The organism is Pseudoduganella sp. R-31, from assembly GCF_049913235.1.
GTDB lineage: Bacteria > Pseudomonadota > Gammaproteobacteria > Burkholderiales > Burkholderiaceae_D > Rugamonas.
Genome location: NZ_CP183986.1, coordinates 6,238,020 through 6,261,853, shown reverse-complemented (window position 1 = coordinate 6,261,853; position 23,834 = coordinate 6,238,020). Strand labels below are relative to the sequence as shown.

Here is a 23,834-nt window from a genome sequence, read left to right as displayed (position 1 = left end):
AAACCTCAGTTACAGTTGATGGCGCAACCCCAGGTTAAAGGCGCGCTGGCCCTTGCCGTCGTCGGTGGCGTTGCCGACAGTGAAAGGGGCGCCGTTGTGGCCATTGATGCGGCCGTAGGCGGCGTACAGGTCGGTGCGCTTGGACAGGCCGTACAGGTAGGCGATGCCGTATTGGCGCGCATCCTGGTTGGCTGCGCTGCGGTCCATGTGCTGCACCACCGAGCCGGCAAAGCTGTGTGGGCCGAAGGTGGCGCACAGGCCCAGCACCAGGTCGCGGCTGGAGGCGCCCGGAATGCCGATGGTGCCGGCGGTGATGACGCTGGTGGCGCTGGTCACGGTGCCTGTAGGGCTGCTGCTGCCGTTCGACAGGGTGCTGCTGCCGCCGCCGCCAACCGTGCCCATGCCCCGGTTGAAAGCATAGCCAGCGTGCAGCTGGTAGTTGCCAAGCTTGTAGCGCGCTGCCAGCAGCGTGTTATAGGCATGCAGGCCGGAGGTGGCGCTCTCGCGGCGGAAGTGCGACAGCGACAGCGCCAGCGGGCCTTCGTCGTAATTCAGGGCGCCGCTCAGCGCGCGCTTGCGGGTATTGTCGTCGGCCACTTCGCCCGCGCTGTAAGCCAGCTCGGTCGAGAAGCCGGCCAGCTTGGGCGAGGCGTAGCGCAGCGAGTTGTCCATGCGGCGGTTCGGTACCATCAGGTTGGCAGCCTGGCCGGCCAGGCCATCGGCGAAGGGATCGGCGATGTCGCGCAAGGCCTTGTAGTACGGCGAGTACTGGCGGCCGGCGCTGATGGTGCCCAGCGGGCTGGCCAGCGAGACGTAGGACTGGCGGCCGAAAGTCAGGCCGCCCTGGCCGGAAGCGCCGGTATCCATGGCGAAGCCGCTCTCGATGACGAAGCTGGCCGACAGGCCATTGCCCAGGTCTTCGGTGCCCTTGAATCCAATGCGCGAGCCGGAGGCGATGCCGCTGCTCACATTGGAGGTATTGCCGGCGGCGCCGCCGCGTTCGAGCACGATGCCGGCATCGGCAACGCCATAGACTTGGACGGAAGATTGCGCGTGCGCGCTGCAGCAGGCCAGGGCCAGCAGGGTGGTGGCAGTGTATTTCATTGGTGTTCTCCTGAGGTTGTTGTTCTTATGCGGCGCGAATGTAGCTGTGTTCGTCCGCTTGTTCTTCTTCGCCGAGCGCGCCTTCCCACTTCGCCACGACGGCGGTGGCGATGGCGTTGCCGACGGCGTTGGTGGCCGAGCGGCCCATGTCGAGGAACTGGTCCACGCCCATCAACAGCAGCAGGCCGGCTTCAGGAATGTGGAATTGGGTCAGGGTGGCGGCGATCACCACCAGCGAAGCACGCGGCACGCCGGCCATGCCTTTCGAGGTCAGCATCAACAGCAGCAGCATGGTGATCTGGGTGCCCAGCGACAGGTCGATGCCATAAGCCTGGGCGATGAACAGCACGGCGAAGGTGCAGTACATCATCGAGCCGTCCAGGTTGAAGGAATAACCCATTGGCAGCACGAAGCTGGAGATGCGGCGCTGCACGCCGAACTTGTCCAGCGCGACCAGCAGTTTGGGATAGGCCGCTTCCGAGCTGGCGGTGGAGAAGGCCAGCAGGAACGGTTCGCGGATCAGGCCGACCAAACGCAGGACGCGCGGGCCCAGCACGGCGAAGCCGGCGCCGATCAGCAGTGCCCACAGGCAGAACAGGCCGAAGTAGAAGCCGCCCATGAACTTGGCGAAGGTGGCAAGGATGCCGAGGCCATTGGTGGTGACCACCGAAGCCATGGCGGCAAACACCGCCAGCGGGGCCAGGCCCATGATGGTGCCGGTAATGCGCAACATCACCTGTGCCAGCTCGTCGACCACGTCCAGCAGGCGCTTGCCGGATTCGCCCAGCGCGCCCAGCGCGGAGCCGAAGAAGATCGAAAACACCAGCACTTGCAGGATCTCGTTATTGGCCATGGCCTCGATTGGCGACTTCGGCACCACGTGGGTGATGAAATCCTTCAGCGTGAAGGCCGAGGTTTTCAGGCCGGTGCTCGCGTCAAGGGCGGGCAGCGGCAGGCCCAGGTTGGTCCCGAGCTGCATCACATTCGACAGCAGCATGCCGAGCGCCAGGGAGACCAGCGAAGCGACGATGAACCAGGCGAAAGCCTTGGCGCCGATGCGGCCGGCGGCTTTGCCATCGCTCAGGTTCGCGATGCCGACGGTCAGGGTCGAAAACACCAGCAGCGCAATGATCATCTTGATCAGGCGCAGGAAGATGTCGGTCACCAGCGAGATGTGGGCCGAGATGTCGGCGGTGAGTTTCTTGTCAGGGAATACCGTGTGACAGGCGTAGCCGACGGCGATGCCTAGCAGCATCGCGAACAGGATGTAGAGGGTAAGGGGGCGCTTCTTTTGCATTCCGGTCTCCGTTGTGTAGGTCCCCGCGTGTGTGGCGGGGTCCCGGGACAACAGCAAGCTGTGTGCCCGTTGGAAGGATTCCGGTAAGTGCTTGATTTATAAGCCTGCCGGCATACTAATGATGCCGGCTGGCAATTTTACAGTCCCAGGACTTGGACGGCGTGGAGAGGCTGTGTATGACTTCTTGGCTTAATGCGCATGACCATGGTGGTGATCGTGATCGTGCTGGTGATCATGGTCGTGGTCATGCTTGTCCTCAAGCGCATGCCCCTGGCCTTGCAGGCAGCACTCATGCTGGGTGGTACCTTGCTCGGTTTGCAATGTCGTATGGTGGATGCCGAATTGCTCCTTCAACTGGCGCGCAATGTCGTCGATGGCCATATCGCCCGGGTAGCCGCCCGGCATGACAAGGTGGCAAGTCAGCGCCACATCGGTGGTGCTCATCGACCAGATATGCAGGTCGTGCACGCCGGCCACGCCAGGGCTGGCCAGCAGGAATTTTTCCACTTCGCCGGCATCCACGTTGCCGGGCACCGCGCCCAGCGTCATGTCCAGCGCCTCGCGCAGCAACGACCAGGTGCTCTTCATGATCAGCACCACGATCACCAGAGACACGGCAGGGTCGATCCACGCCCAGCCGGTGTACATGACCACCAGGCCCGCAATCAGCACGCCCAGCGAGATGGCGGCATCGGCCGCCAGGTGCAGGTAGGCGCCGCGGATATTCAGGTCGTCCTTGCTGCCCTTCATGAACAGCCAGGCCGAAATGCCGTTGACGGCAATACCGATGCCGGCCACCACGGACACGGTCAACCCCGCCACAGGCGTAGGCTCCATCAAGCGCTGGAAAGCCCCCCAGGCGATCGCGCCGGTGGCCGCCATCAGCAGCATGCCGTTGAACAGCGCAGCCAGGATGGAGCTGCTGCGCAGGCCATAGGTATAGCGGCCGGACGGCTCGCGCTTGGCCAGGATGGCCGCGCCCCAGGCAAGGATCAGGCTCAATACGTCCGACAGGTTATGGCCCGCGTCGGCCATCAGCGCCGTCGAATTGGCCAGGAAACCGTAGAAGAACTCGATGACAACGAACACCGCGTTGAGCGCGATCGCAATGGCAAAAGCGCGGCCGTGGCCTACTTCGCCGTGATGGTGGTGATGATGGCCGTGGTCGTGGCCATGTCCGTGATGATGATGGGCGCTCATTGTTCGTTACCGTTGGATGGTTCGGCGATATGTTCCAGCATATCGCGCAGGACGCCGCTGATATGGGCATCAGCGGTGGAATAGAAGACTTGTTTGCCCTGGCGCTCAGACTTGACGATACGCGCGGCGCGCAGCAGGCGCAGGTGGTGGCTGACCAGCGAAGAGCTCAGTTGCAGCGAACCCGCGATATCGCTGACTGCGATCGGCTGCTCCAGGCAAGCCAGCACAATGCGCAGCCGGGTCGAATCCCCCAGCAAATGGAACAGGTCCGCCAGCTCCGCGACGGAAGCATCGTTGTCAGAATAGATAGCCATAGCAAACAAATGAATAGGTATTCACATGTTAGCATGAAAGTCGGGGTCAGGTCTGGCAATCCGCCACCAATTTCGCATAGCGAAATTGGTGGCGGATTGCCAGACCTGACCCCGACTTTTATTTGGCTAGTTCTGCTTCGAAGGCGGTGCGGGTCTTGGCGTCGAGGGTTTGCAGGGCGCGCTCGAGCTTGGCGGGCGGGATGCCGGCCGGTTTGCTGAACATGGCCTGGCCGATCAACACCAGGGCGGCGGTCAGGACTGCTACCCCTGCGGCGGCTGCCAGCAGGCGCAGTTCGCGGCGCGAGAAGGGCTCGTGCGAGGTGGGGATGGGGCGGGCGCCAGGGGGCGGGACGTAGGCGGCGCCTGGCATTGCCGCTGGGGCATGCGCGCCGTCCAGGCGCGCCAGGTGGCGCTCGACCGCTTCTTCCAGTACCGCTTCGTTCAAGGCCACCAGGGCAAAGATAGGGTCGTCGACATCTACCTTGATGCCGGTCTTTTCGAACACGTGCAGGCGTAGTTTCTGCGGGTCGAGGGCCATTTACCAGTTCACCAGGTCGAGTTGTTCGAACAGGTCGCGGAACACGACCTTGATGCGCTGCTTTTCCATCACATTGAATTTGTCGCTGGCCTTCACTTCGTCCACCGTCAGGCGGCCGGTGTTCATCTTCTTCACGTCGGCGCCGAAGGTGTCCGCATTGCGCGCGCTCAGCACAATGCGGCCGCGCACGCGCTGCGAGTTGTCGGCGTAGGTCTGCGATTCGAGGAAGGATTTGCCGGACGCCGATTGCAGCAGGCCGAAATGCTCGTTCTCCCACAGCACCAGCGGCACCTGGGTCGACTTGGCCGTGGTGACGAAGCCCATCGCGGTATCGTGCAGCGTGTCGCCGCCGCCAACGATGGTGTGGATGTACACCTTGCGGCCCGATTCTTCCAGCAGGTTGAAGCAGTCGTTCTCAATCAGGTAGGCCATCAGCGGCGAGAACGTGTTGGCGCCGTTGTCGACCACGCAGTTGCCGTCTTCTTCCAGGATGTCGATCATCAGGGCGTCGAAGCGCTTGGGGTCGATGGTGCGCGATTCGGTCATCACCGGCACGTGCTTCACGTCCAGTGCCTTGTAGCGCGAGAAGGTGGTGTTTTCCTGGTCGGTGTCGTAGCAGCGCAGCGGGCCTTCGCTCTTGGCTTTCAGCCATTGCGCGAGGATGGTCGATACATACGTCTTGCCGATACCGCCCTTGCCCTGCAGGACGAAGTGAACCGTGTTTTGCATTGATGCTCCTGTTATCAGTGGCAGTTGGCCGTGCCGCTGTCACGGGCTTCCTGCTGCGGGCGTTCCGGCGCCGTCTTCGGCTGGACCGGCAGGAACTCCCATTCGTAGCTGTTTTCCTTCAATACCAGTTTCAGCACGCCGGTGCGCCAGTTGGAGCGCGCCTCGCTCTGCTCATTGAGCCAGAGGAAGGGCGTCAGCATGGCGCCGCCGGTGCCGACCACGAACTGGCGCACGCCGCGTGCCGGATCGGGCTGCGCGTCTGCATCCATCGGCGCCAGTCGCTCGTAGTCGTGGTCATGCCCGGACAGCACCAGTTCGACGCCTGCCGCATGCAGGGCGCGCCAGACGTCCTGCATCTTCCTGGTCGGGGTGTGCCCGCCAGAACTATACATGGGCGCGTGCCAGTAGGCGAGGGCGCAACGCGCCTTGCTGGCTGCCAGGTCGTCTTTGAGCCACAGGAGCTGGCGCTGGTGCTCGGCGGTTTTCAGGTCGCTGTTCAGGGAAATGAAGTGCCAGCCGCCCTTGTCGAAACTGTAATAACCGCGTCCGGCAGGACCGGCCAGTTCGCCGAAGTAGTCGAAATAGCCTGCTGCCTTGCCGCTGGTGTATTCGTGGTTGCCGGGAGTAGGCCGGGTGCGCGCCTTGAACTGGCCCCAGGTAGGGGCGTAGCAGTCGCTGAATTCGGCCGGGGCGCCATTCGGGTAAGTATGGTCGCCCAGGGTGAGGATCAGGGCCTCGGGGTCGCCCCTGGCGATGATGGCGGCGGTTCCGGCGGCGCCGGAGTCGGCGGCGCGGTTGTAGCGGCAGTCGGCGATGTCGCCGGCGGCGTACACCGTCAGGGGGCGTGCGGCATGCCCGGCGGCTGGAGCGGAGAGGGCGGCTGCGACGGCCAGCCAAGGTAGAATGCGTGTTTTCATTGGCACCATTTGAACAGGCATGCGAGTTTCACCATCCAGCGAGCAGGAAGCGATCCTGAAGTCCCGCGCCCGGACCTTGATGATCGAGGCCCGCGCAGGGACAGGCAAGACTACCACGCTGGCCATGCTGGCGGCACAGGAACCGGGCGTCGTGTTGGGCCTGTGTTTCTCGGAAGGGGCGCGCCAGCGCTTTTACGAGAAGCTGGCGCTGGAATGCCCGGAGCGCAAGGTGCAGGTGCTGACGGTGGAAGCGCTGGCGCGCTCGCAGCTCACGCGCATCGCGGAGCACGGCAACTGGCTGGACCTGCCCGAGCGCTGGTCCAGCCTGGAGCAGATGCGCCCCATGCTGGTGGCAGCCGCCAACACGGTCTGGCAGCGCCACGAGGGCCGCTATACGGAATTCGATTTCGATTTCGAGCGCAGCACCCAGCGCGTGGAAATGATGCTGCAATTGCTGGCGCAGATGAAGGCGACCCTGGCCACCTTGCGCTTCGAGGATGAGGTCTTCGACGACTTCACTTTCGACGAATTGTGCAATGAGTTCCAGCTGGAAGACCGCGAGATCGTGGAGATATTCCACGAGTTCGAGCGCCGCCGCCAGCCGCAGGCCGGGCATATCCTGTGGCAGGCGCCGGTCGATTACGCGACCGACCTGGTGTCCATCCTGCGCCGCTTTCAGGAAGCCGTGCACGACATGCCGCAGGCCGACTTGCTGCTGGTCGACGAATGGCACGACGTGAATGCCGCCGAATTCGAGTTGCTGCAACTGTTCCGCCGCAACGCGCGGCTGGTGGTGGTGGGCGACCGCCACCAGGTGATCAACGCCGAACGCGGCGCCGACCCGCGCTTTTCGGGCGGCGGCTTCGAGCTGGCCTTCCCGGACGCGGAACGCCTGCCGCTGTCGCAGTCGCGCCGCTGCGGCGTGTCGCTGAAAAAACTGCTGGAACGCGCCTTGCCGAAATGCGGCTTCGAATCGCACCCGGACACCTACTCGGAAGTGCGCCACGTCGAATATGAGCACGCCGATCCGCAAGCTTGCGCCCGGGCTGTCGTCGCCAAGGCGAAAGAGCTGGCGCTCGGCCCCGACCTGGCCATCATCCTGCGTGAAGTGGACCAGAGCGTGGAAATCGAAAACGCCTTGCTGGACGCCGGCCTGCCCTACAACTGCGACGGCTTCGCCTCCTACCTCAAGCGCCCCGAGATCATGGCCCTGCGCGCCCTGCTGCACGTGGCCAGCGGCGACTACAGCACGCTGAAGGCGGACAAGGAAAGCTGCGAGCTGATGGTCGACGGCCTGCAAACCTATTTCGCCGTGTCGGGCGATCGCCGCGACTACGAGGCCAGCCACGCCATGTACGGCTCTGGCGACGCCTACCAGCAGCAGAAGGACGCCGTGGTGCGCGACCCGGAAACCCTGGAATTCATGTTCAGCGGCCTGCTGTGCGCCGAACAGCCTTACGACAGCGGCGCCACGCGGCGCTGGAAGCAGCGCCTGGCCGCCGTGCTGGAGCAGTTGAAGGCGCAGGCCCCGACGGCCAGCGCTGCGCAATTGCTGGAACTGGCCAGCACGGGCCTCGACCTGCCGGCCGCTACCCGCCGCACTTTCGTCAAGCGCGCCCACGCCGACTCCGTGCTGCGCACCCTGCGCGCCTTCCTTGATTTTGCCCAGCGCCAGGGCGATGCCAAGGCGCCGGCCTTCCTCGAAGAACTGCGCCGCCGCCAGGTGGCAACGCGCGGCAAGCCTGCGGCACGCGGTACAGCGAGTAAGACGCTGGCGCTGGCCACGGTGCAGTCGGCAAAGGGAAGGGAGTGGCAGCAGGTGCTGCTGCCGTATATGGAAGAAGGCCAGTTCCCGCGCGCCACCCGTAATGGCGATGAATACGCCGAAGAACGGCGCTACCTGTACGTGGCGATCAGCCGCGCCATCGCCGGCCTGACCCTGTTCGAACCGGCTGCAGCGGAGCGCCGCAGCCGCTTGCTCAACTAGTTAATAAAGCGCAGCAGGCCTTTCAGCGAATGCTCGATGGTCTGCGCGCGCACCGCCTGGCGGTCGCCGGAGAACACCAGCCGTTCGGTGTGCACGGTATCGGCGTTGGCCCAGCCAAAACAGACCGTGCCGACCGGCTTGCCCGGCACCGCGCCGGTGGGGCCGGCAATGCCGGTGACCGATACCGCCACATGCGCATTGCTGGAGCCCAGCGCGCCTTGCGCCATGGCGGCTGCCACTTCTTCGCTGACGGAACCGAATTGCGCCATCATGGCGGCCGGTACTTCCAGCATTTCGGTCTTAGATGCGTTCGAATAGCAGACAAAGCCGCAATCGAACCAGCCGGTGGAGCCGGCAATGTCCGTGATTGCCGTGGAGATGCCGCCACCGGTGCACGATTCCGCGGTTGCCAACAGCAAGCCTTTGTCTTGCAAGGCCTTACCCACCTGGGCGGCCAGTTCGTTGATGTCTGTACTCACTTGTGGCTCCTTTAGCAAACAAAAGCGTTTGAACCCATTCTAGCGCGCTGCTGTGCAGATTGACCACGCTGCACCGCAATAATGTGGCGTCACGACTAACTTGCAAGCCGGGGAAGGCTTTTGTGGTGCGATAAACCAATAATTGCGCCGCTGTCGGGTACTCAGCGATAGAATGCCCCAAATCCCCTGTTCGCGAGGCACGGTGGTGAGGACTCTCCAAGGAAGATGTCCCGTTTTCTGGGTTGCGCTGCTATTGGCTGCGCTGCTGCCCCTGTGCGCCCATGCCCAATCCGGCTCCAGCCTGGAGCGCCAGGTCAAGGCTGCCTACCTGTACAAGTTTGCCGGCTTCGTTGAATGGCCCGAGGGCAGCTTTGCGCGCCCGGATGCGCCAATCGTGATCGGCGTTGCCGGCGCCGACCCGCTGGCCGAGCAACTGGAACAGACGGTTGCCGGCCATACGGCCAACGGCCGGCCGCTGCAGGTCAGGCGCATCAAGCGCGGCGACAGCCTGGCCGGCGTCCACATCCTGTTCATCCCGGCGCAGGAGAGGGCGCTGGCGCAGGAGCTGCTGGCCGCCAGCCGCGGCCAGCCGGTGCTGACCGTCACCGATGGCGACGAGACTTTCGGCATGGGCAGCATGATCAATTTCGTCATCGCCGACGAAAGGCTGCGTTTTGAAGTCTCCCTGAAACACGCGGCCGTAGCGCGCCTGAAGATCAGCGCGCGCATGCTGTCGGCCGCCCTTCGCGTGCAGCAGGTGGCGGGATGATGACGCGCCGCCGCTCCCTGCCGCAAAAGCTGCTTGGCGTGGTGATGCTGGTCACGCTGGCGGCCCTGCTGGTGTCGCTCGGCACCATCATCGCGTACGACTTGCGCGCCTACCACCAGTCCCTCAGTTCCGACATGACGACCCAGGCCGAGCTGCTTGGGCATATGAGCGCGCCGGCGCTGACGTTCGACGATCCGCGGCTGGCCAAGGAGAACCTGGCCCTGCTGCGCCTGCGGCCCAAGGTCAATGCCGGCGCCATCTACAACGCGCGCGGCCAGCTGTTCGCTACCTATGTGGCGCCGGGCATCGATATCAGCGTGCCGGCTGCGCCGCAGGCCGAGGGCGTGGCTTTCGAGGACGGCAAGATGATGCTGTTCCGCCGCATCCGCGACAACGGCGAATTGCTGGGCACCGTCTACCTGCAGTCGGACTATGAACTCCTGGGGCGCTTCGGCGACTACATGATGATTGCCATCGTCGCCACCTTCCTGGCGATGGGCATTGCCTACCTGCTGATGCGGCCCCTGAACAAGGTCGTCACGCAGCCGGTGCTGGCGATTGCCGACGTCGCGCGCGAGGTGATGGCGACCGGCGACTATTCGCGCCGTGCGCCGGGTACCAGCAACGACGAGGTGGCCGAGCTGGCCGATGCCTTCAACAAGATGCTGGGCGAGATCGAAAGCCGCACGCGCGAGCTGGAAACCTCGAACAGCGAAATCGCGCGCGAGGCGGAACAGCGCAGCAAGGCGCAGCAGGAAGTCATGCGCCTGAACGAGGAACTGGAGCAGCGCGTGCACGAACGCACCCTGCAGCTGGAGCAGGCCAACAGCGAGCTGGCCATGGCAATGCAGGAGGCAAAGAGCGCCAACCAGGCCAAGTCGGCCTTCCTCTCCTCCATGAGCCATGAACTGCGCACGCCGCTGAACGCCATCCTCGGCTTCGCGCAAATCCTGACCTCGGAAAAACTGCCTTCCACGCTGGTGCAGAAACGCGAATTTGCCAACCACATCCTGAAATCCGGACGCCACCTGCTGACCCTGATCAATGAGATCCTCGACCTGGCCAAGATCGAGTCGGGCGCCGTGGCGCTGTCGCTGGAACCGGTGGCGCTCAACGAAATCCTGCACGAGTGCGAAGGCATGGTGGCGCCGCTGGCAAGCGCGCGCGGCATCCGCCTGCTGTTCCCGGACGGCTGCACCTCCCATGTCACGGCCGACCGCACCCGCCTGAAGCAGATCGTGCTCAACCTGTTGTCCAACGCGATCAAGTACAACCGCGATGGCGGCGCCGTGGTGGTCGACTGCAGCCCGAGCGGCACCAGCCTGCTGCGGGTCTCGGTGCAGGATACCGGGATGGGGCTCAGGCCGGAGCAGGTCAAGCAGCTGTTCCAGCCCTTCAACCGCCTGGGCCAGGAAAGCGGGGCGGAGGAGGGCACCGGCATCGGCCTGGTGGTGACCAAGCGCCTGGTGGAGCTGATGGGCGGAACCATCGGCGTGACCAGCAGCCAGGGCGTGGGCAGCATGTTCTGGATCGAGCTGGAATCGACCGAGCCGACGCCGTCGCGCATCGACCCCAATGCCGAGCGGCCGCCCCAGCAACAGCGCCACGCGGAAGGCGAGCCGGCCATGATCCTGTATGTGGAAGACAACCCGGCCAACCTCAAGCTGGTGGAAGAGATCATCAGCTTCCGCCCCGACCTGAAACTGATTTCCGCGCCGGACGGCCACCTTGGCATCGAGCTGGCGCGCGCCCACCAGCCGGACATCATCCTGATGGACATCAACCTGCCGGGCCTGAACGGCATCGACGCCGTCAAGCTGCTGGCCAGCGATCCCCGCACCGCGCACATCCCCGTCATCGCCCTGACCGCCAATGCCATGCCGCGCGACGTGGAAAAAGGCCTGGCGGCAGGCTTCTTCCGCTACCTGATCAAGCCGATCAACATCGACGAGTTCACGGAAGCGATCAACAGCACCATGGCCTTCCTGGCACGCAGGGAGGAAGAAGGGAGTACGTCCAAGTGATCAGCCGCGACGATATCCTGAACGCCAAAGTCCTGATAGTGGACGACCAGCCGGTCAATGTGCAGTTGCTGGAATACCTGCTGCAGACCAGCGGCTACGTGAACGTCAGCTCCACCACCGACCCGCGCATGGTGGCGCCTTGGCACGAAGAGCACCGCTACGACCTGATCATCCTCGACCTGCACATGCCCGGCATGAGCGGCTTCGACGTGATGGAGGCGCTCAAGCCGCTGGAGCCGGAATACCTGCCGGTGCTGGTGGTGACGGCGCAGCCGGACCAGAAGCTGCCGGCGCTCGATGCCGGCGCGCGCGACTTCGTCAGCAAGCCTTTCGACCCGGTCGAGGTGCTCACGCGCATCAACAATATGCTGGAAGTGCGGCTGCTGCACCAGCAGGCGCGCGACTACAACGAGGTGCTGGAGCAGACCGTGCGCGCCCGCACCGCCGACCTGCAGCGCTTTCGCAGCGCCATGGACGCCACCGCCGACGCCATCTTCCTGATCGACACCAATACACTGGCGCTGGTGGACGTCAACGAAGGCGCCTGCCGCATGCTGGGCCACCCGCGCGCGCAACTGCTGTCGCTGGAGCCGGCCCGGCTTGGGCTTGGCGGCCGCGATACGCTGTCGGCGCAGGCCGAGCGCGCCGGCCAGGCGAAGGCGGCGCCGCACCGCGCGCCGGAGTTGATGGAAATCGAACTGCAGCGCGGCGATGGCGCCACGGTGCCCGTGGAAGTCTACTGGCTGCTGCAAAGCGAAGGAGAGTCGGCACACCGCACCCTGATCTGCGTGGCGCGCGACATCACCGAACGGCGCCTGGCCGAAGAGCGCCTGCGCCACATGGCGCATTACGATCGTCTGACCGGCCTGCCCAACCGCACCCTGTTCTTCCAGACCCTCGGCGAATCGATCGAGCTGGCGCAGGACAAGGAATGGCGCATCGTGGTGCTGTTCATCGGCCTGGACCGCTTCCGCAAGGTCAACGACTCGATGGGCGCCGCCATGGGCGACCAGTTGCTGCACGAATTTTCCAACCGCCTGGTGCAATGCGTGCGCTTGCGCGATACGGTGGGCCGCCTGGGCGGCGACGAGTTCGCGCTGATCCTGACCATGACGCGCGACCAGCAGGACGCGGTCCTGGTGGCAAACGAAGTGCGCGATGCCCTGCGCTCGCCCTTCGAGCTGGACGATCACCAGGCCACGCTGACCGCCTCCATCGGCATCGCCATGTACCCGGACGACGCCAACGATCCGGAGACGCTGGTCAAGTATGCCAACACCGCCATGGAGCGCGCCAAGGAGGCCGGCGGCGACGGCTACCGCTTTTTCACCGCCGGCATGAACGTGCAGGTGCTGGCGCGCCTCGACCTGGAGATGGCGCTGCGGCGCGCACTGGACAACAACGAACTGGAGCTGCACTACCAGCCCAAGGTCAACCTGACCGCGGGCCGCATCAGCGGCGCGGAGGCTCTGCTGCGCTGGAACCGGCCGGGCTATGGCCTGGTCTATCCGGCGGAATTCGTCGGCGTACTGGAAGAGACGGGCCTGATCGTGCGCGTCGGCAGCTGGATCATCGATGCCGCCTGCCGCCAGATCGCGACCTGGCTGCGCACGCCGGTTGGCGGCGTGCACGTGGCCGTGAACGTGGCCAGCCGCCAGTTCGTCGAGGGCGATCTGGAAAACGACGTGCGGCAGGCGCTGGAACGGCACAATGTGCCGCCCGAACTGCTGGAGCTGGAATTGACCGAAACGGCCTTGATGTCCAATGCCGAGCGCACCATCCAGGTGCTGACGGCGCTCAAGCAACTGGGCATCAAGGTGGCGATCGACGATTTCGGCACCGGCTATTCCTCGCTGGCCTACCTGCAGCGCTTCCCGATCGACAAGCTGAAGATCGACATCGCCTTCGTGCGCGATATCACGACCAATCCCAACGATGCCGCGATTGCGCTGGCCATCATCAGCATGGCGCACAGCCTCAAGCTGCGCGTGATTGCGGAAGGCGTGGAGACGCGGCCGCAGCTGGAATACCTGCGCCGCAACCGCTGCGACGAAATCCAGGGCTACTTCTTCAGCCGTCCGTTGGCCGCGCCGGAGATGGGCGCGCTGGCCGAATCGGGCAAGAGCCTGCCGCCCGACCCCAATGTGGCGGCCGAGCCGCCGCAAACCCTGCTGCTGGTGGACGACGACGTCAACGTGCTGTCCTCGCTGCACCGCCTGTTCCGCCGCGACGGCTACCGCATCCTGACGGCGGAGTCGCCGGCCGAAGGTTTCGACCTGCTGGCGCTGTATCCGGTGCAGGTGATCGTGTGCGACCAGCGCATGCCGATCCTGAGCGGCACCGAATTCCTGGCCAAGGTCAAGGAAATGTACCCGGACACGATCCGCATCATCCTGTCCGGCTACACCGGGCTGGAAGCGGTGCTCGACTCGATCAACCGCGGCGCGATCTACCGCTTCTACACCAAGCCGTGGGACGACACCCAGCTGCGCGACAATATCCGCCTGGCCTTCCACCACTACTGGCTGATGCACGGCAGCGGCCGCCGCGCCGGGGAACCGGGCGAAGACCATACCGCGCTCACCGGATAAAAAAATGCCGCCCACGATGGGGGCGGCTGGAAAACATTCACGGGAGTGGTATGAATGTGGAGACAGGCAGGATAATAGTCGCTGCTTGTGACCACTTCATGACATCATTTCGCGGCAATTGCCTTTGATTCTTGCCAGCTTTGCCACCACATCTCGTTGAACTCCTGTTCATGTGCGGCCAAGGCTGACATCGTGGCGAGAAATTTTTTTACTGCGGGAGCCAGTTCGTCGACATCGCAGCGTAACTCAATGGCGTCATTCGTGAAGTCCAGGTCGCTGCCCCGCACGATGGCAGAAATCTCTTTAACCACTTTTGCGCAGCGGCCATGATGAAGCATTACTCCGCCTTCGTCCGTCAGCAGCAGTTTGTCGCCCCTCTTCTCGATCAAGAGAAAGTACTCCGGTTCGTCTTTAAAGGGGCGTGGAGCGAAGACTACTGCGCTTTCGTCGTTTTCATCCACTTCACAGCTCAGGCCTGTTGCGGCCTCAATGATGTTTTTTAGCATATCCCTTCTCCTTGAACGCCGAACGTGGATCCATTGGGATGGGCATCAGGTAAATGTTAGCCCTTTGGCAGAAGTGTGCAAGCGCCAATTCAAAGTCCCAGCTTTGCCATCCAGGCTGTTCTTCCCGGCGACTGCAGCCAAAATGTTCATGGGAGCTGCAATTGGATGAACTGGTCCTTTCTGATGCCAATTGTGTTTGGCACGCCAGACGAGATTTCCCAGGTTACGCTTCGCTCTCGCTCGAGCTTCCAGTTGCATAAGTCATCGCAGTGGCTGCGAACAGTCATTAATGCTAGTGCTTCTTCCTCGGAAAGATTTGCCATCGCTATCCCCGTTGCGCCGCTGCTTCAAGCATAGGGGCACGGCGGACTGCGATATTGAGGCAGGTCAGCGTGACGGCAGCTGGTAGTTGAAAGTGTAGCGGTGCTGGCCGCCGGTCACGTCGATGGTCATCGTGCCTTGCAGGCCGGCCAGTTCGCCGGTGGCGGAGTCGGGGACGACGCTGACGTTCAGTGTCGGCGTGCCTTTGTTCATCAGGCCGGAGTGCTGCAGGAAGAAGCTGCCTTTGCGGCCCTCCAGCGTGGCGCTGACCTGTTCCAGAGCGACATAGCCGGCCGAGCCTTTCACGGCAGTCATGACGGCCAGCATTTCGCCCTTGCTGGTGCCATCGAGCGGGCCGTGGAAAGTCTTGCTAATGGTTTGCCGGCCCCAGGGCTGGCCCTCCACCGCCGGCTGCGGCGTGAGTTTGACGTCGAACGTGCCTTCGATTTGCATGGGCTTGTCTCCTGCATTGGCCGCAGCGGCGGCGAATGCGAATAGTAGGGGGATCAGTGTTTTCATGGCCGCCATTATGGTAGTCTCCATCGCCTGATGATTGGAAAAACGCGACAAATCGAAACTGAGCCGCGCGGCATCCTGGTGCCGCATATCAAGGTGGGCTCATTCTGCCATGAACGCATGGCGCCCAGCGCCGCGCTGGCGGAATGGGTCGAGCATTACTGGTTCGTCGGCTGGGACATGCAGGGCCATCCGCCGCAGCAGCAGGAAACGCTGCCGCATCCCAATGTGCACCTGGTGATCGAGAATGATACGGACGGCGTGTACGGCGTGCATACGGCGCGCTACACCAAGCTGCTTGCGGGGCAGGGCTTCGCGTTCGGCATCAAGTTCAGGCCGGGCGGTTTTCGTCCCTTCTTCGGCCGCGCAGTCGCGGAACTGTCCGACCGGCGTGTCGCGCTGGCGCAGCTGTTCGGCGCCGGCGGCGAACAGCTGACGCAGCAGCTGCGCGCCTGCGCAACGTCCGCCGATGCGGCGCCCTCTGCGATGGCTGCCCTGGCGGAAGCTTTTCTCCTGGCACGCCTGCCCCGGGCGGATGAAGACGCAGGCCGCGCCGCAGCGCTGGTGGCTGCCGTGGCAGGCAATCCGGCGCTGCTGACGGTGGACGCGTTGGCCGAACAGGCGGGCATCAACAAGCGCGCCCTGCAGCGCCTGTTCCAGCAATACGTTGGCGTCGGTCCGAAATGGGTGATCAAGCGCTATCGCATGCACGAAGCCGTGGCCCGGCTGCAGGCCGGCACCGCCCCGGCGCTGGCCCAGCTCGCGCTCAGCCTGGGCTATTACGACCAGGCCCACTTCATCAAGGATTTTGCTGCGCTGGTGGGCAAGCCGCCGGGGGAATACTTGCGCCAACTGCCGCCGCCCGCAGCACGATAGTCCGGGCCAGCTTATCGCCGAGCCGCCTGCGGCGCTCGCCCAGGATGAACAGAGCATCGAGAATGAAGATCAGATGCGTGGCGTTGCGCAGTATTGAGCTGAGCAACGATATCGGGCCTTCGTCCGACGCGCGGACGACCCGCAGCCCCAGCAGGCGCTTGCCTGGGCTGAGGCCCGGGCCGGCATCGCGCAGCAGCAAATAGGTCCAGCTGAGGACTTCAAAACTGCTTGCCGGGAGGGCGGCAGTTTCCCCGTCGCGTGTCCCCAGCAGGCAGGCGGCCGCCAGCAGCCAGGCCGCGAAGTCGATGCCGAAGGCCAGCATGCGCTCGCCCAAGCTGGCCATGCGTTCGGACTCTGCGAAGGCGTCGGCATCACGGGCCGCCTGGTCGGCCAGTACCTGTTCGATCGTGGCGGGCGTGACGCCGCGCGCGGCCAGAAGCTGCATCACGACAGCTTTGGCGTCGTCGCGCAGGTCAAGGCGCAGGTGCCCCAGCAGCGCTTCGGTATCGAGGCGTTGGCAATGTTCGCGGAAGGTCATTGTTCAGGTGGAGAAGTGGTCGAAGCTGGACAGCTCCAGTGCCAACGGCGCGCCGGATGCATCGGTCCAGCGCAGGCCGGCAGCGTCCTCGATGCGGCCGATGCGGGTGACCGGGGTGCCGCATTCTGCGGCGGCGGCGAGGATCGCCTCGCGCCGCGAGGCGGGCGCGGTGAAACAGATCTCGTAGTCGTCGCCACCGGCTGCGGTAAAGGCGCGGCGCAGCGCCTGCGGCTGGGTCGCCAGCACCGGGCCGGCCGGCAGCGCGTCGGCATTCAGGGTGGCGCCCACCCGCGACTTCTCGAGGATGTGGCCAAGGTCGCCCACCAGCCCGTCCGAGATATCGATGGCGGCATGGGCCAGGCTGCGCTCGGCCAGCAGCGCGCCCAGCGCCACGCGCGGCGTCGGCGTATGCATGCGCGTTCCGGCGGCTGCCAGCTGCTCGGCGGGAAGCGCCAGTTCACCCAGGTAGCCGGCCAGGGCCAGGCGCGCATCGCCCAGGGTGCCGGATACCCAAATGTCGTCGCCGGGACGGGCAGCGCTGCGACGCAGGGCGCGTCCCGGCGCCACTTCGCCAAACACGGTGATGCAGATATTCAGCGGCCCCTTGGTGGTGTCGCCGCCGATCAGTTCGCAGCCGTGCAGGTCGGCCAGCGCGAACAGGCCGCGCGAGAAACCTTCCAGCCAGGCGCGTTCGGCGGCCGGCAGGGCCAGGGCCAGGGTAAAAGCCACCGGACGGGCGCCCATCGCGGCCAGGTCGGACAGGTTGACGGCCAGGCTCTTGTGGCCAAGGCGCTGTGCATCTTCGCCGGCAAAGAAATGCCGGCCCTCGACCAGCATGTCGCAGGAAACGGCCGTCTGCATCCCCGGCGACGGCCCCAGCAAGGCGCAATCGTCGCCGATGCCAAGGGCTGCGCGTCCGGGCAAGGGACGGGCGAAGTATTGTTTGATCAGGTCGAATTCGGAAAGCATCCCGCCATTCTAGCGGGGTAGCCGGGCTTCGTCCTTAGTTTGGCTTGTCGCGCAGGTAAATCCAGGTGCCGCCCGAAGCCAGTGCCGCCATGGCAAGCAAGGCAACATAACTGGAATCTTGCGGGGTGAAGAAGAGGGCGACGGCAGTCGCAGGGAACAGGACGCCGGACAGACGGGACCAGGAATGCCAGATTGCATCACGCATGGTATTTTCCTTCCGTAAAGTGCCAGTAAATCCAGTCTATGCAGAAAAATGCTATATGTAAAGTTGCTTTCGCCGAAAATTGCAAGCAAATGCGATTTGGCGCAACTAGATTTTAAGGTCTCGTGCCGCAAGTCAGCATTGTCGCCGGGGCGACAGTTTATTAGCTTGATTGGGAGAAAAATCCCGGGCCGCAAGACGATTCTTAATCGGAAGGCAATGGAAACCGATGAAAATTCGGGATTGGTAAAAATACCTACGTTAGAGCAATCCCTCTATCTGCTAGAATCGGAAGCTTTCGGACATAGGATAGAAGGGGCAGTACAGCATGGATTCGGGATCTGACAAAAAAGAAGAACTTCGCCAACAACTGCGCGCCGCCGCACTCGAATACCACGAGTGCCCCAAGCCAGGCAAAATCAGCGTCTCCCCCACCAAGCAACTGACCAACCAGCGCGACCTGGCGCTGGCCTATTCGCCGGGCGTGGCTGCGCCATGCGAAGAAATCGTCATCGACCCGGCCAACTCCTATAAATACACCGCGCGCGGCAACCTGGTGGCCGTCATTTCCAACGGCACCGCCGTGCTGGGCCTGGGCAATATCGGCCCGCTGGCGTCCAAGCCGGTGATGGAAGGCAAGGGCGTGCTGTTCAAGAAGTTCGCCGGCATCGACGTGTTCGACATCGAAATCAACGAGTCCGACCCGGACAAGCTGGTCGACATCATCGCCTCGCTGGAACCGACCTTCGGCGGCATCAACCTGGAAGACATCAAGGCGCCGGAGTGCTTCTACATCGAGCGCAAGCTGCGCGAGAAGATGAAGATCCCGGTCTTCCATGACGACCAGCACGGCACCGCCATCATCGTCGGCGCCGCCATCCTGAATGGCCTGAAATACATCGGCAAGGACATCAAGAACGTCAAGCTGGTGGTGTCCGGCGCCGGCGCGGCGGCCCTGGCCTGCCTGGACCTGATCGTCGACCTCGGCTTCCCGATCGAAAACATCCTGGTCACCGACCTGGCCGGCGTGGTCTACAAGGGCCGCACCGAACTGATGGACCCGGACAAGGAACGCTTCGCACGCGACACCCCGCACCGCACCCTGGCCGACTGCATCGAAGGCGCCGACATCTTCCTCGGCCTGTCCGCCGGCGGCGTGCTGAAGCAGGACATGGTCAAGCAGATGGCGCCGAATCCGCTGATCCTGGCCCTGGCCAACCCGAATCCGGAAATCCTGCCGGAGGACGTGAAGGCGGTGCGCGGCGACGCCATCATCTGCACCGGCCGTTCGGACTACCCGAACCAGGTCAACAACGTGCTGTGCTTCCCGTACATCTTCCGCGGCGCGCTCGACAGCGGCGCCAGCACCATCACCCGCGAAATGGAAATCGCCGTGGTGCACGCGATTGCCGACCTGGCCCACGCCGAGCAGTCGGACATCGTCGCCACCACCTACGGCATCGCCAACCTGGCCTTCGGCCCGGAATACCTGATCCCGATGCCGTTCGACCCGCGCCTGCTGACCAAGATCGCGCCGGCCGTGGCCAAGGCGGCGGCCGATTCCGGCGTGGCCACCCGTCCGATCAAGGACCTGGAAGCCTACGCCGACAGCCTGCAGCAGTTCGTCTACCGTTCCGGCACCTTCATGAAGCCGGTGTTCGCGGTGGCCAAGCAGACCCCGGCCGACATGAAGCGCATCGTCTACGCCGAAGGCGAGGAAGAGCGCATCCTGCGCGCGGTGCAGGTGGTGGTCGACGAGAAACTGGCGCGCCCGATCCTGGTCGGCCGTCCCGCCGTGCTCGATGCGCGCGTGCAGAAATTCGGCCTGCGCCTGAAGCAGGGCGTCGACTACGACGTGATCAATCCGGACTTCGACGAGCGTTACCGCGACTACTGGAAGGCTTATTACGAGCTGACCGCGCGCAAGGGCGTGACGCAGGAATACGCCAAGCTGGAAATGCGCCGCCGCCATTCGCTGATCGGCGCCATGATGATCAAGAAGGGCGATGCCGACGGCATGATCTGCGGCACCTTCGGCACCACCCAGCTGCACCTGCACTACATCGACCAGGTGCTGGGCCGCCGCCCGGGCGCCTGCGTCTACGCGGCGATGAATATCCTGGTGCTGCAGGACCGCCAGCTGGCGCTGGTGGACACCCACGTCAACGAAAACCCGAACGCCAACGAACTGGCCGCCATCACCATCATGGCCTCGGAAGAGATGAAGCGCTTCGGCCTGGTGCCGCGCGCGGCGCTGCTGTCGCATTCGAACTTCGGCTCCTCCAACAGCGAATCGGCGCAGAAGATGCGCGCCGCGCTGGACCTGGTGCGCCAGCGCGCGCCGGACCTGGAAGTGGACGGCGAAATGCACGGCGACACAGCGCTCGATTCCAAGCTGCGCCACAAGCTCTTGCCCAACACCACCCTGAAGCAGGACGCCAACCTGCTGGTGATGCCGAACATCGACGCCGCCAACATCGCCTACAACCTGGTCAAGACCGCCGGCAACGGCATCGCGATCGGCCCGATCCTGCTCGGCTGCGCCGCGCCGGTGCACATCCTGACCCCGTCCGCCACCGTGCGCCGCATCGTCAACATGACGGCGCTGTGCGTGGTCGACGCGGTGTCGGAACGCGCTTAAGGAGGCCGGCCATGATGGTCGACCTGCTGCTCGCGGTAGTGCACCACCTGCTGGCCTTCGGCATCGCCGCGGCCATCACGGCCCAGCTGGTGCTGGTGCGGCCGGGCATGCAGCCGCCGGCCGTGCAGCTGGCGGCCAAGTACGACATCGCGCTCGGCATCATGTCGCTGTCGCTGGTGGCGATCGGCTTTGCGCGCGTGTTCTTCGGCGCCAAGGGGGCTGCGTTCTACCTCCACAACCACGTGTTCTGGACCAAGGTGGTGCTGTTTGCCGTCATCGGCCTGCTGTCGATCAAGCCGACCCGCGCCTTCCTGCGCTGGCGCAAGGCGCAGTCGGCCGACGCCGGCTTTGCACCGGAGGAGGTGGAAATCCGTGCGGTCCGCAAAACCCTGATGACCGAGATCCATCTCTTCGCCCTGCTGCCGATTGCCGCCGCCGCCATGGCGCGTGGCTACGGCTACGCCTGAACGCCGATACGCGGCAGTACCCTGGACCGGTCCGGCCCGGGCCGCAATACGTCCCGCTTGCGCGATATGGTGCCGCTGCCCGGCGATGGCCTGGCTGGCGCGCCTGGTGCTGCAGCAAAAAAGGAGGGAACAGCTGGAATCCGGGAAGCCTTGCGGATGCCACGGCGTGCGCCGAAGCGTATAGGGAAGCAGGCGTTAGTAAGAAGAGATGGTGCCCGAGGCCGGAATCGAACCGGCACGCCTTGCGGCGGCGGATTTTGAGTCCGCTGCGTCTACCAATTTCACCACTCGGGCCACTTAACGCGACACGCATTATTACCGATTTGCCACCGCGCGGCAACCCTGCAGCAAATATTTAAGCTATGGGCTGCGGTGTCCAAATTGAAAAAAATGAGCGCCCGGCCAGCTTTCCAAGGGAAACAGCGGGGCGTAGGATGGACCAAGTCGAAGAGACAGGGCGGTCGCCACAGGGGCCGCCGCAAGCTTGCTCCCACGGCGCCCAGCCTACCGGCCGCAGCGCAGGGCACCAGGTTTGGACTGCCGATGCGGGTGCACCCAGCCGCCACGGCCCCGGGCGTCCTCCCAGATTCGGGCCAGGGCGCGCCCCGGACTGCCATGTCGCACTGACGGCAAGTCCTCCAGGCCATGATTGCAGTTCGTCCGCGCAGCATGCGTTCTATTCCACGGGACGCGCGCCTGCCGATGTCGGTCGCTCGCCTTGTTGTGCAGCGCTTCCGCCCTGGCGGGGGACGATCAGCCGAAGACCGAGATGTTCGCGGTCGCGCCGGGTGCGCTGGTGACCGCTGCCGGGACGCGCGTCGAATTCAGCAGCGACGGCGCGGATGTCGCCATCCGCAACTTCGAGAAACTGTCGCTGGCTGCCGCCCCGGGCGAACGCAATATCACAGTCATCGCTTCGCGCTGACGCGGCTTACGCTGCCTGCTGCAGGGGCGCCGGATCGAGGCGCTCCTCCAGCAGCGCGAAGATGGCATCCTTCGACAGCACATAGCGCTCCATCAGGTCATCCTTGATGGATTCCATCACCGCGCGATAGTCGCGCATGGCGGCCAGTGTGGTGCTGTACAACTCGTCCGCCTTGGCTTCCACCTGCACCAGGGTGTGCTCGTCGCCGGTCTCGCCGCGCAACTGGCTGTAATCGAGCTTGGAGCGCGAATACATCGACAGGCGGTTGACCATCATGTTGAGCATCTTGGTGGCCTTCTCGATATCGTTCTGGCTGCCCACGGAAATGCCGCGCGCGCCGTAGAACAATTCTTCCGCCGCCACGCCGCCGTACAGCTGCATGACGTCGCGCTCCATCTCTTCCAGCGTGCGCAGCGACATGTCGTCGCCGGCCGACAGCACATAGCCCAGCGCGTTCATCTTCGACACCGCTTCGGTGGAAATCTTCAGCAGGTGCGATTTTTCCTTCACCTCGGCCAGCGGCATGCCGGCGCGCAGGTAAGGGTCGATCTGCATGAAGAAGTGGCCCAGCTCGTGCAGGGCGATGCGCTCGCGCTGGCGGGTCTTCTCGGCCGTGGTGGCGCGGTCGGTCAGGCCGATGGTGGCGCGTTCGAAGGCGCGGAACATCAGGTCGGTATTGATCACGCATTTTTCCTGGATCGAGATCATGGAGGCGCGGTCGACCACGGTTTCCAGCAGGGCCGGGCTGAGGTTGGCGGTGATTTCCGCCACCTGGTCCAGGTCCATGGCGTTCCAGTCCACCAGGCCATCTTGCTTGCGCTTCAGGAACGATTCCAGCAGCGCGCGGCGCTCGCCCTTGTTCGGCAGGCGGAAGTTGATCTTCACGCTGAAGCGGCGCAGCATGGCTTCATCCATCGCGGTCGAGGCATCGTCGAAGTTGGACGCCACGATCCAGATCACGCCCTGGCCCTGTTCGCTCTTCACGCCGTCCAGCAAGCCCAGCAGGGTATTCGCGGTATCGTCTTCCCATTTCTTCTCGCCGCGGCCGCGCGGCATGAACAGCGCCTGCGCCTCGTCCAGGAAGATGATGCAGTTGCCGCGCGCGCAAGCCTTCTTGTACAGCGCATTCAGGGCTTTCGAGCCGCCGCCGACGTAGCCCGATTCCAGCGCCGAACCGGAAGCCTGGATCAGCGGATAGCCCAGGCGCTTGGCCAGGTAGCCGGCCAGCTTGGTCTTGCCGGTGCCGGCCGGGCCGGTCAGCATCACGTTGAAGGGCTTGTCGATATTGTGCTGCTTGTAGACTTCGCGGTTGCGGATCATGTCTTCCAGGTGCAGCACTTCCTGCTTGATGTCTTCCATGCCGATCAGGTCGTCCATCGACCCCTTGAGCTGGTCGGGCGTGATCACCGACGCGTTCATGCCCATGCCCGGCACGCCCCACTTCAGCACGAACAGCACCAGGCCCACCACGAAGATGTCGAAAGCATGGCGCTTGAGGAAAGCTTGCACGCTGGCCCACTGGCCGCCGTCGTCCAGCAGCACACCCTTGTGGGCGGCCAGGTAGTCTTCTTTCGCAATGGCGTAAGGGATGTTATTGCGCAGCAGGACTTCGCGCTCCAGGCTCTGGTGCGAGGTGCTGGGCACCACCACCACGTGCAGGGTGGCGTCGCCCTTGAACTTGTAGACATAGCGCGGCGAATCGGCCAGCGGGCGGGCGATCAGCAGGTAGTCCAGCTTGTCGCGCTGGGCCACCAGGGCCGTGATTTCACCGATGTTCTGCGAGCGCAGCACCGGCGCGGCATCCTGCGCCACGTCGCCGCGCAGCAGCGCAAAGGCGAGGGCGGCGGTAGCCAGCAGCACCAGGGTGATGCGCACCAGGGGGTTCTTGAGGGCGAGTTGGAGCTTGTAGATATTGAACATAGGC

General features: G+C 64.2%; 22 protein-coding genes and 1 tRNA gene. 8 read left to right on the top strand and 15 right to left on the bottom strand.

The window, feature by feature from the left end; genetic code table 11:
* Window positions 1–9: 9 nt before the first annotated feature.
* From ACN9MY_RS28590 to ACN9MY_RS28560, 7 genes are all read right to left on the bottom strand, one after another.
* The gene (locus ACN9MY_RS28590) at window positions 10–1,104 is read right to left on the bottom strand and encodes a porin (RefSeq protein WP_426336490.1); all 1,095 of its coding nucleotides are present in this window, start codon (window positions 1,102–1,104) and stop codon (window positions 10–12) included.
* A 25-nt stretch (window positions 1,105–1,129) separates the two neighbouring features.
* Window positions 1,130–2,401 (bottom strand): dicarboxylate/amino acid:cation symporter, encoded by a 1,272-nt coding sequence (locus tag ACN9MY_RS28585; RefSeq protein WP_426336489.1) that lies wholly within the window; start codon window positions 2,399–2,401, stop codon window positions 1,130–1,132.
* Window positions 2,402–2,590: 189 nt separating this feature from the next.
* Window positions 2,591–3,601, bottom strand: coding sequence for a cation diffusion facilitator family transporter (locus ACN9MY_RS28580; protein ID WP_426336488.1), 1,011 nt, complete (start codon window positions 3,599–3,601; stop codon window positions 2,591–2,593).
* A complete protein-coding gene (locus ACN9MY_RS28575) occupies window positions 3,598–3,915 on the bottom strand; it encodes an ArsR/SmtB family transcription factor (RefSeq protein ID WP_057261009.1) in 318 nt (105 codons plus the stop codon). Before ACN9MY_RS28575 ends, ACN9MY_RS28580 begins: the two co-directional genes overlap by 4 nt.
* Before the next feature lie 118 nt (window positions 3,916–4,033).
* Entirely contained in the window at window positions 4,034–4,453 is a 420-nt protein-coding gene (locus ACN9MY_RS28570) for a hypothetical protein (RefSeq protein WP_426165269.1), read from the bottom strand.
* On the bottom strand, window positions 4,454–5,182 hold the full coding sequence (locus ACN9MY_RS28565) for a hypothetical protein (RefSeq protein WP_426165267.1): 729 nt from the start codon (window positions 5,180–5,182) through the stop codon (window positions 4,454–4,456).
* A 14-nt stretch (window positions 5,183–5,196) separates the two neighbouring features.
* Window positions 5,197–6,099: a metallophosphoesterase family protein gene (locus ACN9MY_RS28560; RefSeq protein ID WP_426336487.1), complete on the bottom strand. Its 903-nt coding sequence runs from the start codon at window positions 6,097–6,099 to the stop codon at window positions 5,197–5,199.
* Between the two features lie 19 nt (window positions 6,100–6,118).
* On the opposite strand from ACN9MY_RS28560, the gene ACN9MY_RS28555 reads away from it, so the two are divergent.
* On the top strand, window positions 6,119–8,086 hold the full coding sequence (locus ACN9MY_RS28555) for a 3'-5' exonuclease (protein ID WP_426319380.1): 1,968 nt from the start codon (window positions 6,119–6,121) through the stop codon (window positions 8,084–8,086).
* Here ACN9MY_RS28555 and ACN9MY_RS28550 read toward each other — a convergent pair.
* Entirely contained in the window at window positions 8,083–8,565 is a 483-nt protein-coding gene (locus ACN9MY_RS28550; RefSeq protein WP_426165261.1) for a CinA family protein, read from the bottom strand. The two genes, ACN9MY_RS28555 and ACN9MY_RS28550, sit on opposite strands and share 4 nt — an antisense overlap.
* Before the next feature lie 253 nt (window positions 8,566–8,818).
* On the opposite strand from ACN9MY_RS28550, the gene ACN9MY_RS28545 reads away from it, so the two are divergent.
* From ACN9MY_RS28545 to ACN9MY_RS28535, 3 genes are read left to right on the top strand one after another with little or no spacing between them, the layout of a single operon-like run.
* Window positions 8,819–9,334, top strand: coding sequence for a YfiR family protein (locus ACN9MY_RS28545; RefSeq protein ID WP_426165259.1), 516 nt, complete (start codon window positions 8,819–8,821; stop codon window positions 9,332–9,334).
* Window positions 9,331–11,358 carry an ATP-binding protein gene (locus ACN9MY_RS28540; protein WP_426165257.1) on the top strand — a complete coding sequence of 676 codons (2,028 nt, stop codon included), beginning with the start codon at window positions 9,331–9,333 and terminating at the stop codon, window positions 11,356–11,358. The genes ACN9MY_RS28545 and ACN9MY_RS28540 overlap by 4 nt, the downstream gene beginning before the upstream one ends.
* Window positions 11,355–13,949: an EAL domain-containing protein gene (locus tag ACN9MY_RS28535; RefSeq protein ID WP_426165255.1), complete on the top strand. Its 2,595-nt coding sequence runs from the start codon at window positions 11,355–11,357 to the stop codon at window positions 13,947–13,949. The genes ACN9MY_RS28540 and ACN9MY_RS28535 overlap by 4 nt, the downstream gene beginning before the upstream one ends.
* A 104-nt stretch (window positions 13,950–14,053) precedes the next feature.
* Here ACN9MY_RS28535 and ACN9MY_RS28530 read toward each other — a convergent pair whose 3' ends face one another.
* Both ACN9MY_RS28530 and ACN9MY_RS28525 read right to left on the bottom strand, forming a co-directional pair.
* Window positions 14,054–14,455 carry a hypothetical protein gene (locus ACN9MY_RS28530; RefSeq protein WP_426319379.1) on the bottom strand — a complete coding sequence of 134 codons (402 nt, stop codon included), beginning with the start codon at window positions 14,453–14,455 and terminating at the stop codon, window positions 14,054–14,056.
* Between the two features lie 387 nt (window positions 14,456–14,842).
* On the bottom strand, window positions 14,843–15,295 hold the full coding sequence (locus ACN9MY_RS28525; protein WP_426336486.1) for a DUF3224 domain-containing protein: 453 nt from the start codon (window positions 15,293–15,295) through the stop codon (window positions 14,843–14,845).
* A 30-nt stretch (window positions 15,296–15,325) separates the two neighbouring features.
* Between ACN9MY_RS28525 and ACN9MY_RS28520 the strand changes: the two genes are divergently transcribed.
* Complete coding sequence (locus ACN9MY_RS28520) at window positions 15,326–16,168, top strand: AraC family transcriptional regulator (RefSeq protein WP_426165251.1); 843 nt, start codon at window positions 15,326–15,328, stop codon at window positions 16,166–16,168.
* On the opposite strand, the gene ACN9MY_RS28515 is transcribed toward ACN9MY_RS28520, so the two are convergent.
* From ACN9MY_RS28515 to ACN9MY_RS28505, 3 genes are read right to left on the bottom strand one after another with little or no spacing between them, the layout of a single operon-like run.
* Window positions 16,092–16,706 carry an RDD family protein gene (locus ACN9MY_RS28515; protein ID WP_426319377.1) on the bottom strand — a complete coding sequence of 205 codons (615 nt, stop codon included), beginning with the start codon at window positions 16,704–16,706 and terminating at the stop codon, window positions 16,092–16,094. The genes ACN9MY_RS28520 and ACN9MY_RS28515 overlap by 77 nt on opposite strands.
* Window positions 16,707–16,709: 3 nt before the next feature.
* The gene (gene thiL / locus ACN9MY_RS28510; protein ID WP_426319376.1) at window positions 16,710–17,675 is read right to left on the bottom strand and encodes a thiamine-phosphate kinase; all 966 of its coding nucleotides are present in this window, start codon (window positions 17,673–17,675) and stop codon (window positions 16,710–16,712) included.
* A gap of 34 nt (window positions 17,676–17,709) precedes the next feature.
* Entirely contained in the window at window positions 17,710–17,880 is a 171-nt protein-coding gene (locus tag ACN9MY_RS28505) for a hypothetical protein (RefSeq protein ID WP_426165245.1), read from the bottom strand.
* Window positions 17,881–18,205: 325 nt separating this feature from the next.
* Between ACN9MY_RS28505 and ACN9MY_RS28500 the strand changes: the two genes are divergently transcribed.
* Together ACN9MY_RS28500 and ACN9MY_RS28495 are read left to right on the top strand one after the other, a co-directional pair.
* Window positions 18,206–20,518, top strand: coding sequence for an NADP-dependent malic enzyme (locus ACN9MY_RS28500; protein WP_426319375.1), 2,313 nt, complete (start codon window positions 18,206–18,208; stop codon window positions 20,516–20,518).
* 11 nt (window positions 20,519–20,529) lie between these two features.
* A complete protein-coding gene (locus ACN9MY_RS28495) occupies window positions 20,530–20,985 on the top strand; it encodes a DUF2214 family protein (protein ID WP_426319374.1) in 456 nt (151 codons plus the stop codon).
* Window positions 20,986–21,194: 209 nt separating this feature from the next.
* Here ACN9MY_RS28495 and ACN9MY_RS28490 read toward each other — a convergent pair.
* A tRNA-Leu gene (locus ACN9MY_RS28490) sits at window positions 21,195–21,279 on the bottom strand.
* A 475-nt stretch (window positions 21,280–21,754) separates the two neighbouring features.
* Here ACN9MY_RS28490 and ACN9MY_RS28485 point away from each other — a divergent pair.
* Window positions 21,755–21,910 (top strand): hypothetical protein, encoded by a 156-nt coding sequence (locus ACN9MY_RS28485; protein WP_426165239.1) that lies wholly within the window; start codon window positions 21,755–21,757, stop codon window positions 21,908–21,910.
* Window positions 21,911–21,916: 6 nt separating this feature from the next.
* Here the strand turns inward: ACN9MY_RS28485 and ACN9MY_RS28480 are convergent, their stop codons facing one another.
* A complete protein-coding gene (locus ACN9MY_RS28480; protein ID WP_426165237.1) occupies window positions 21,917–23,830 on the bottom strand; it encodes an AAA family ATPase in 1,914 nt (637 codons plus the stop codon).
* Between the last annotated feature and the right edge of the window lie 4 nt (window positions 23,831–23,834).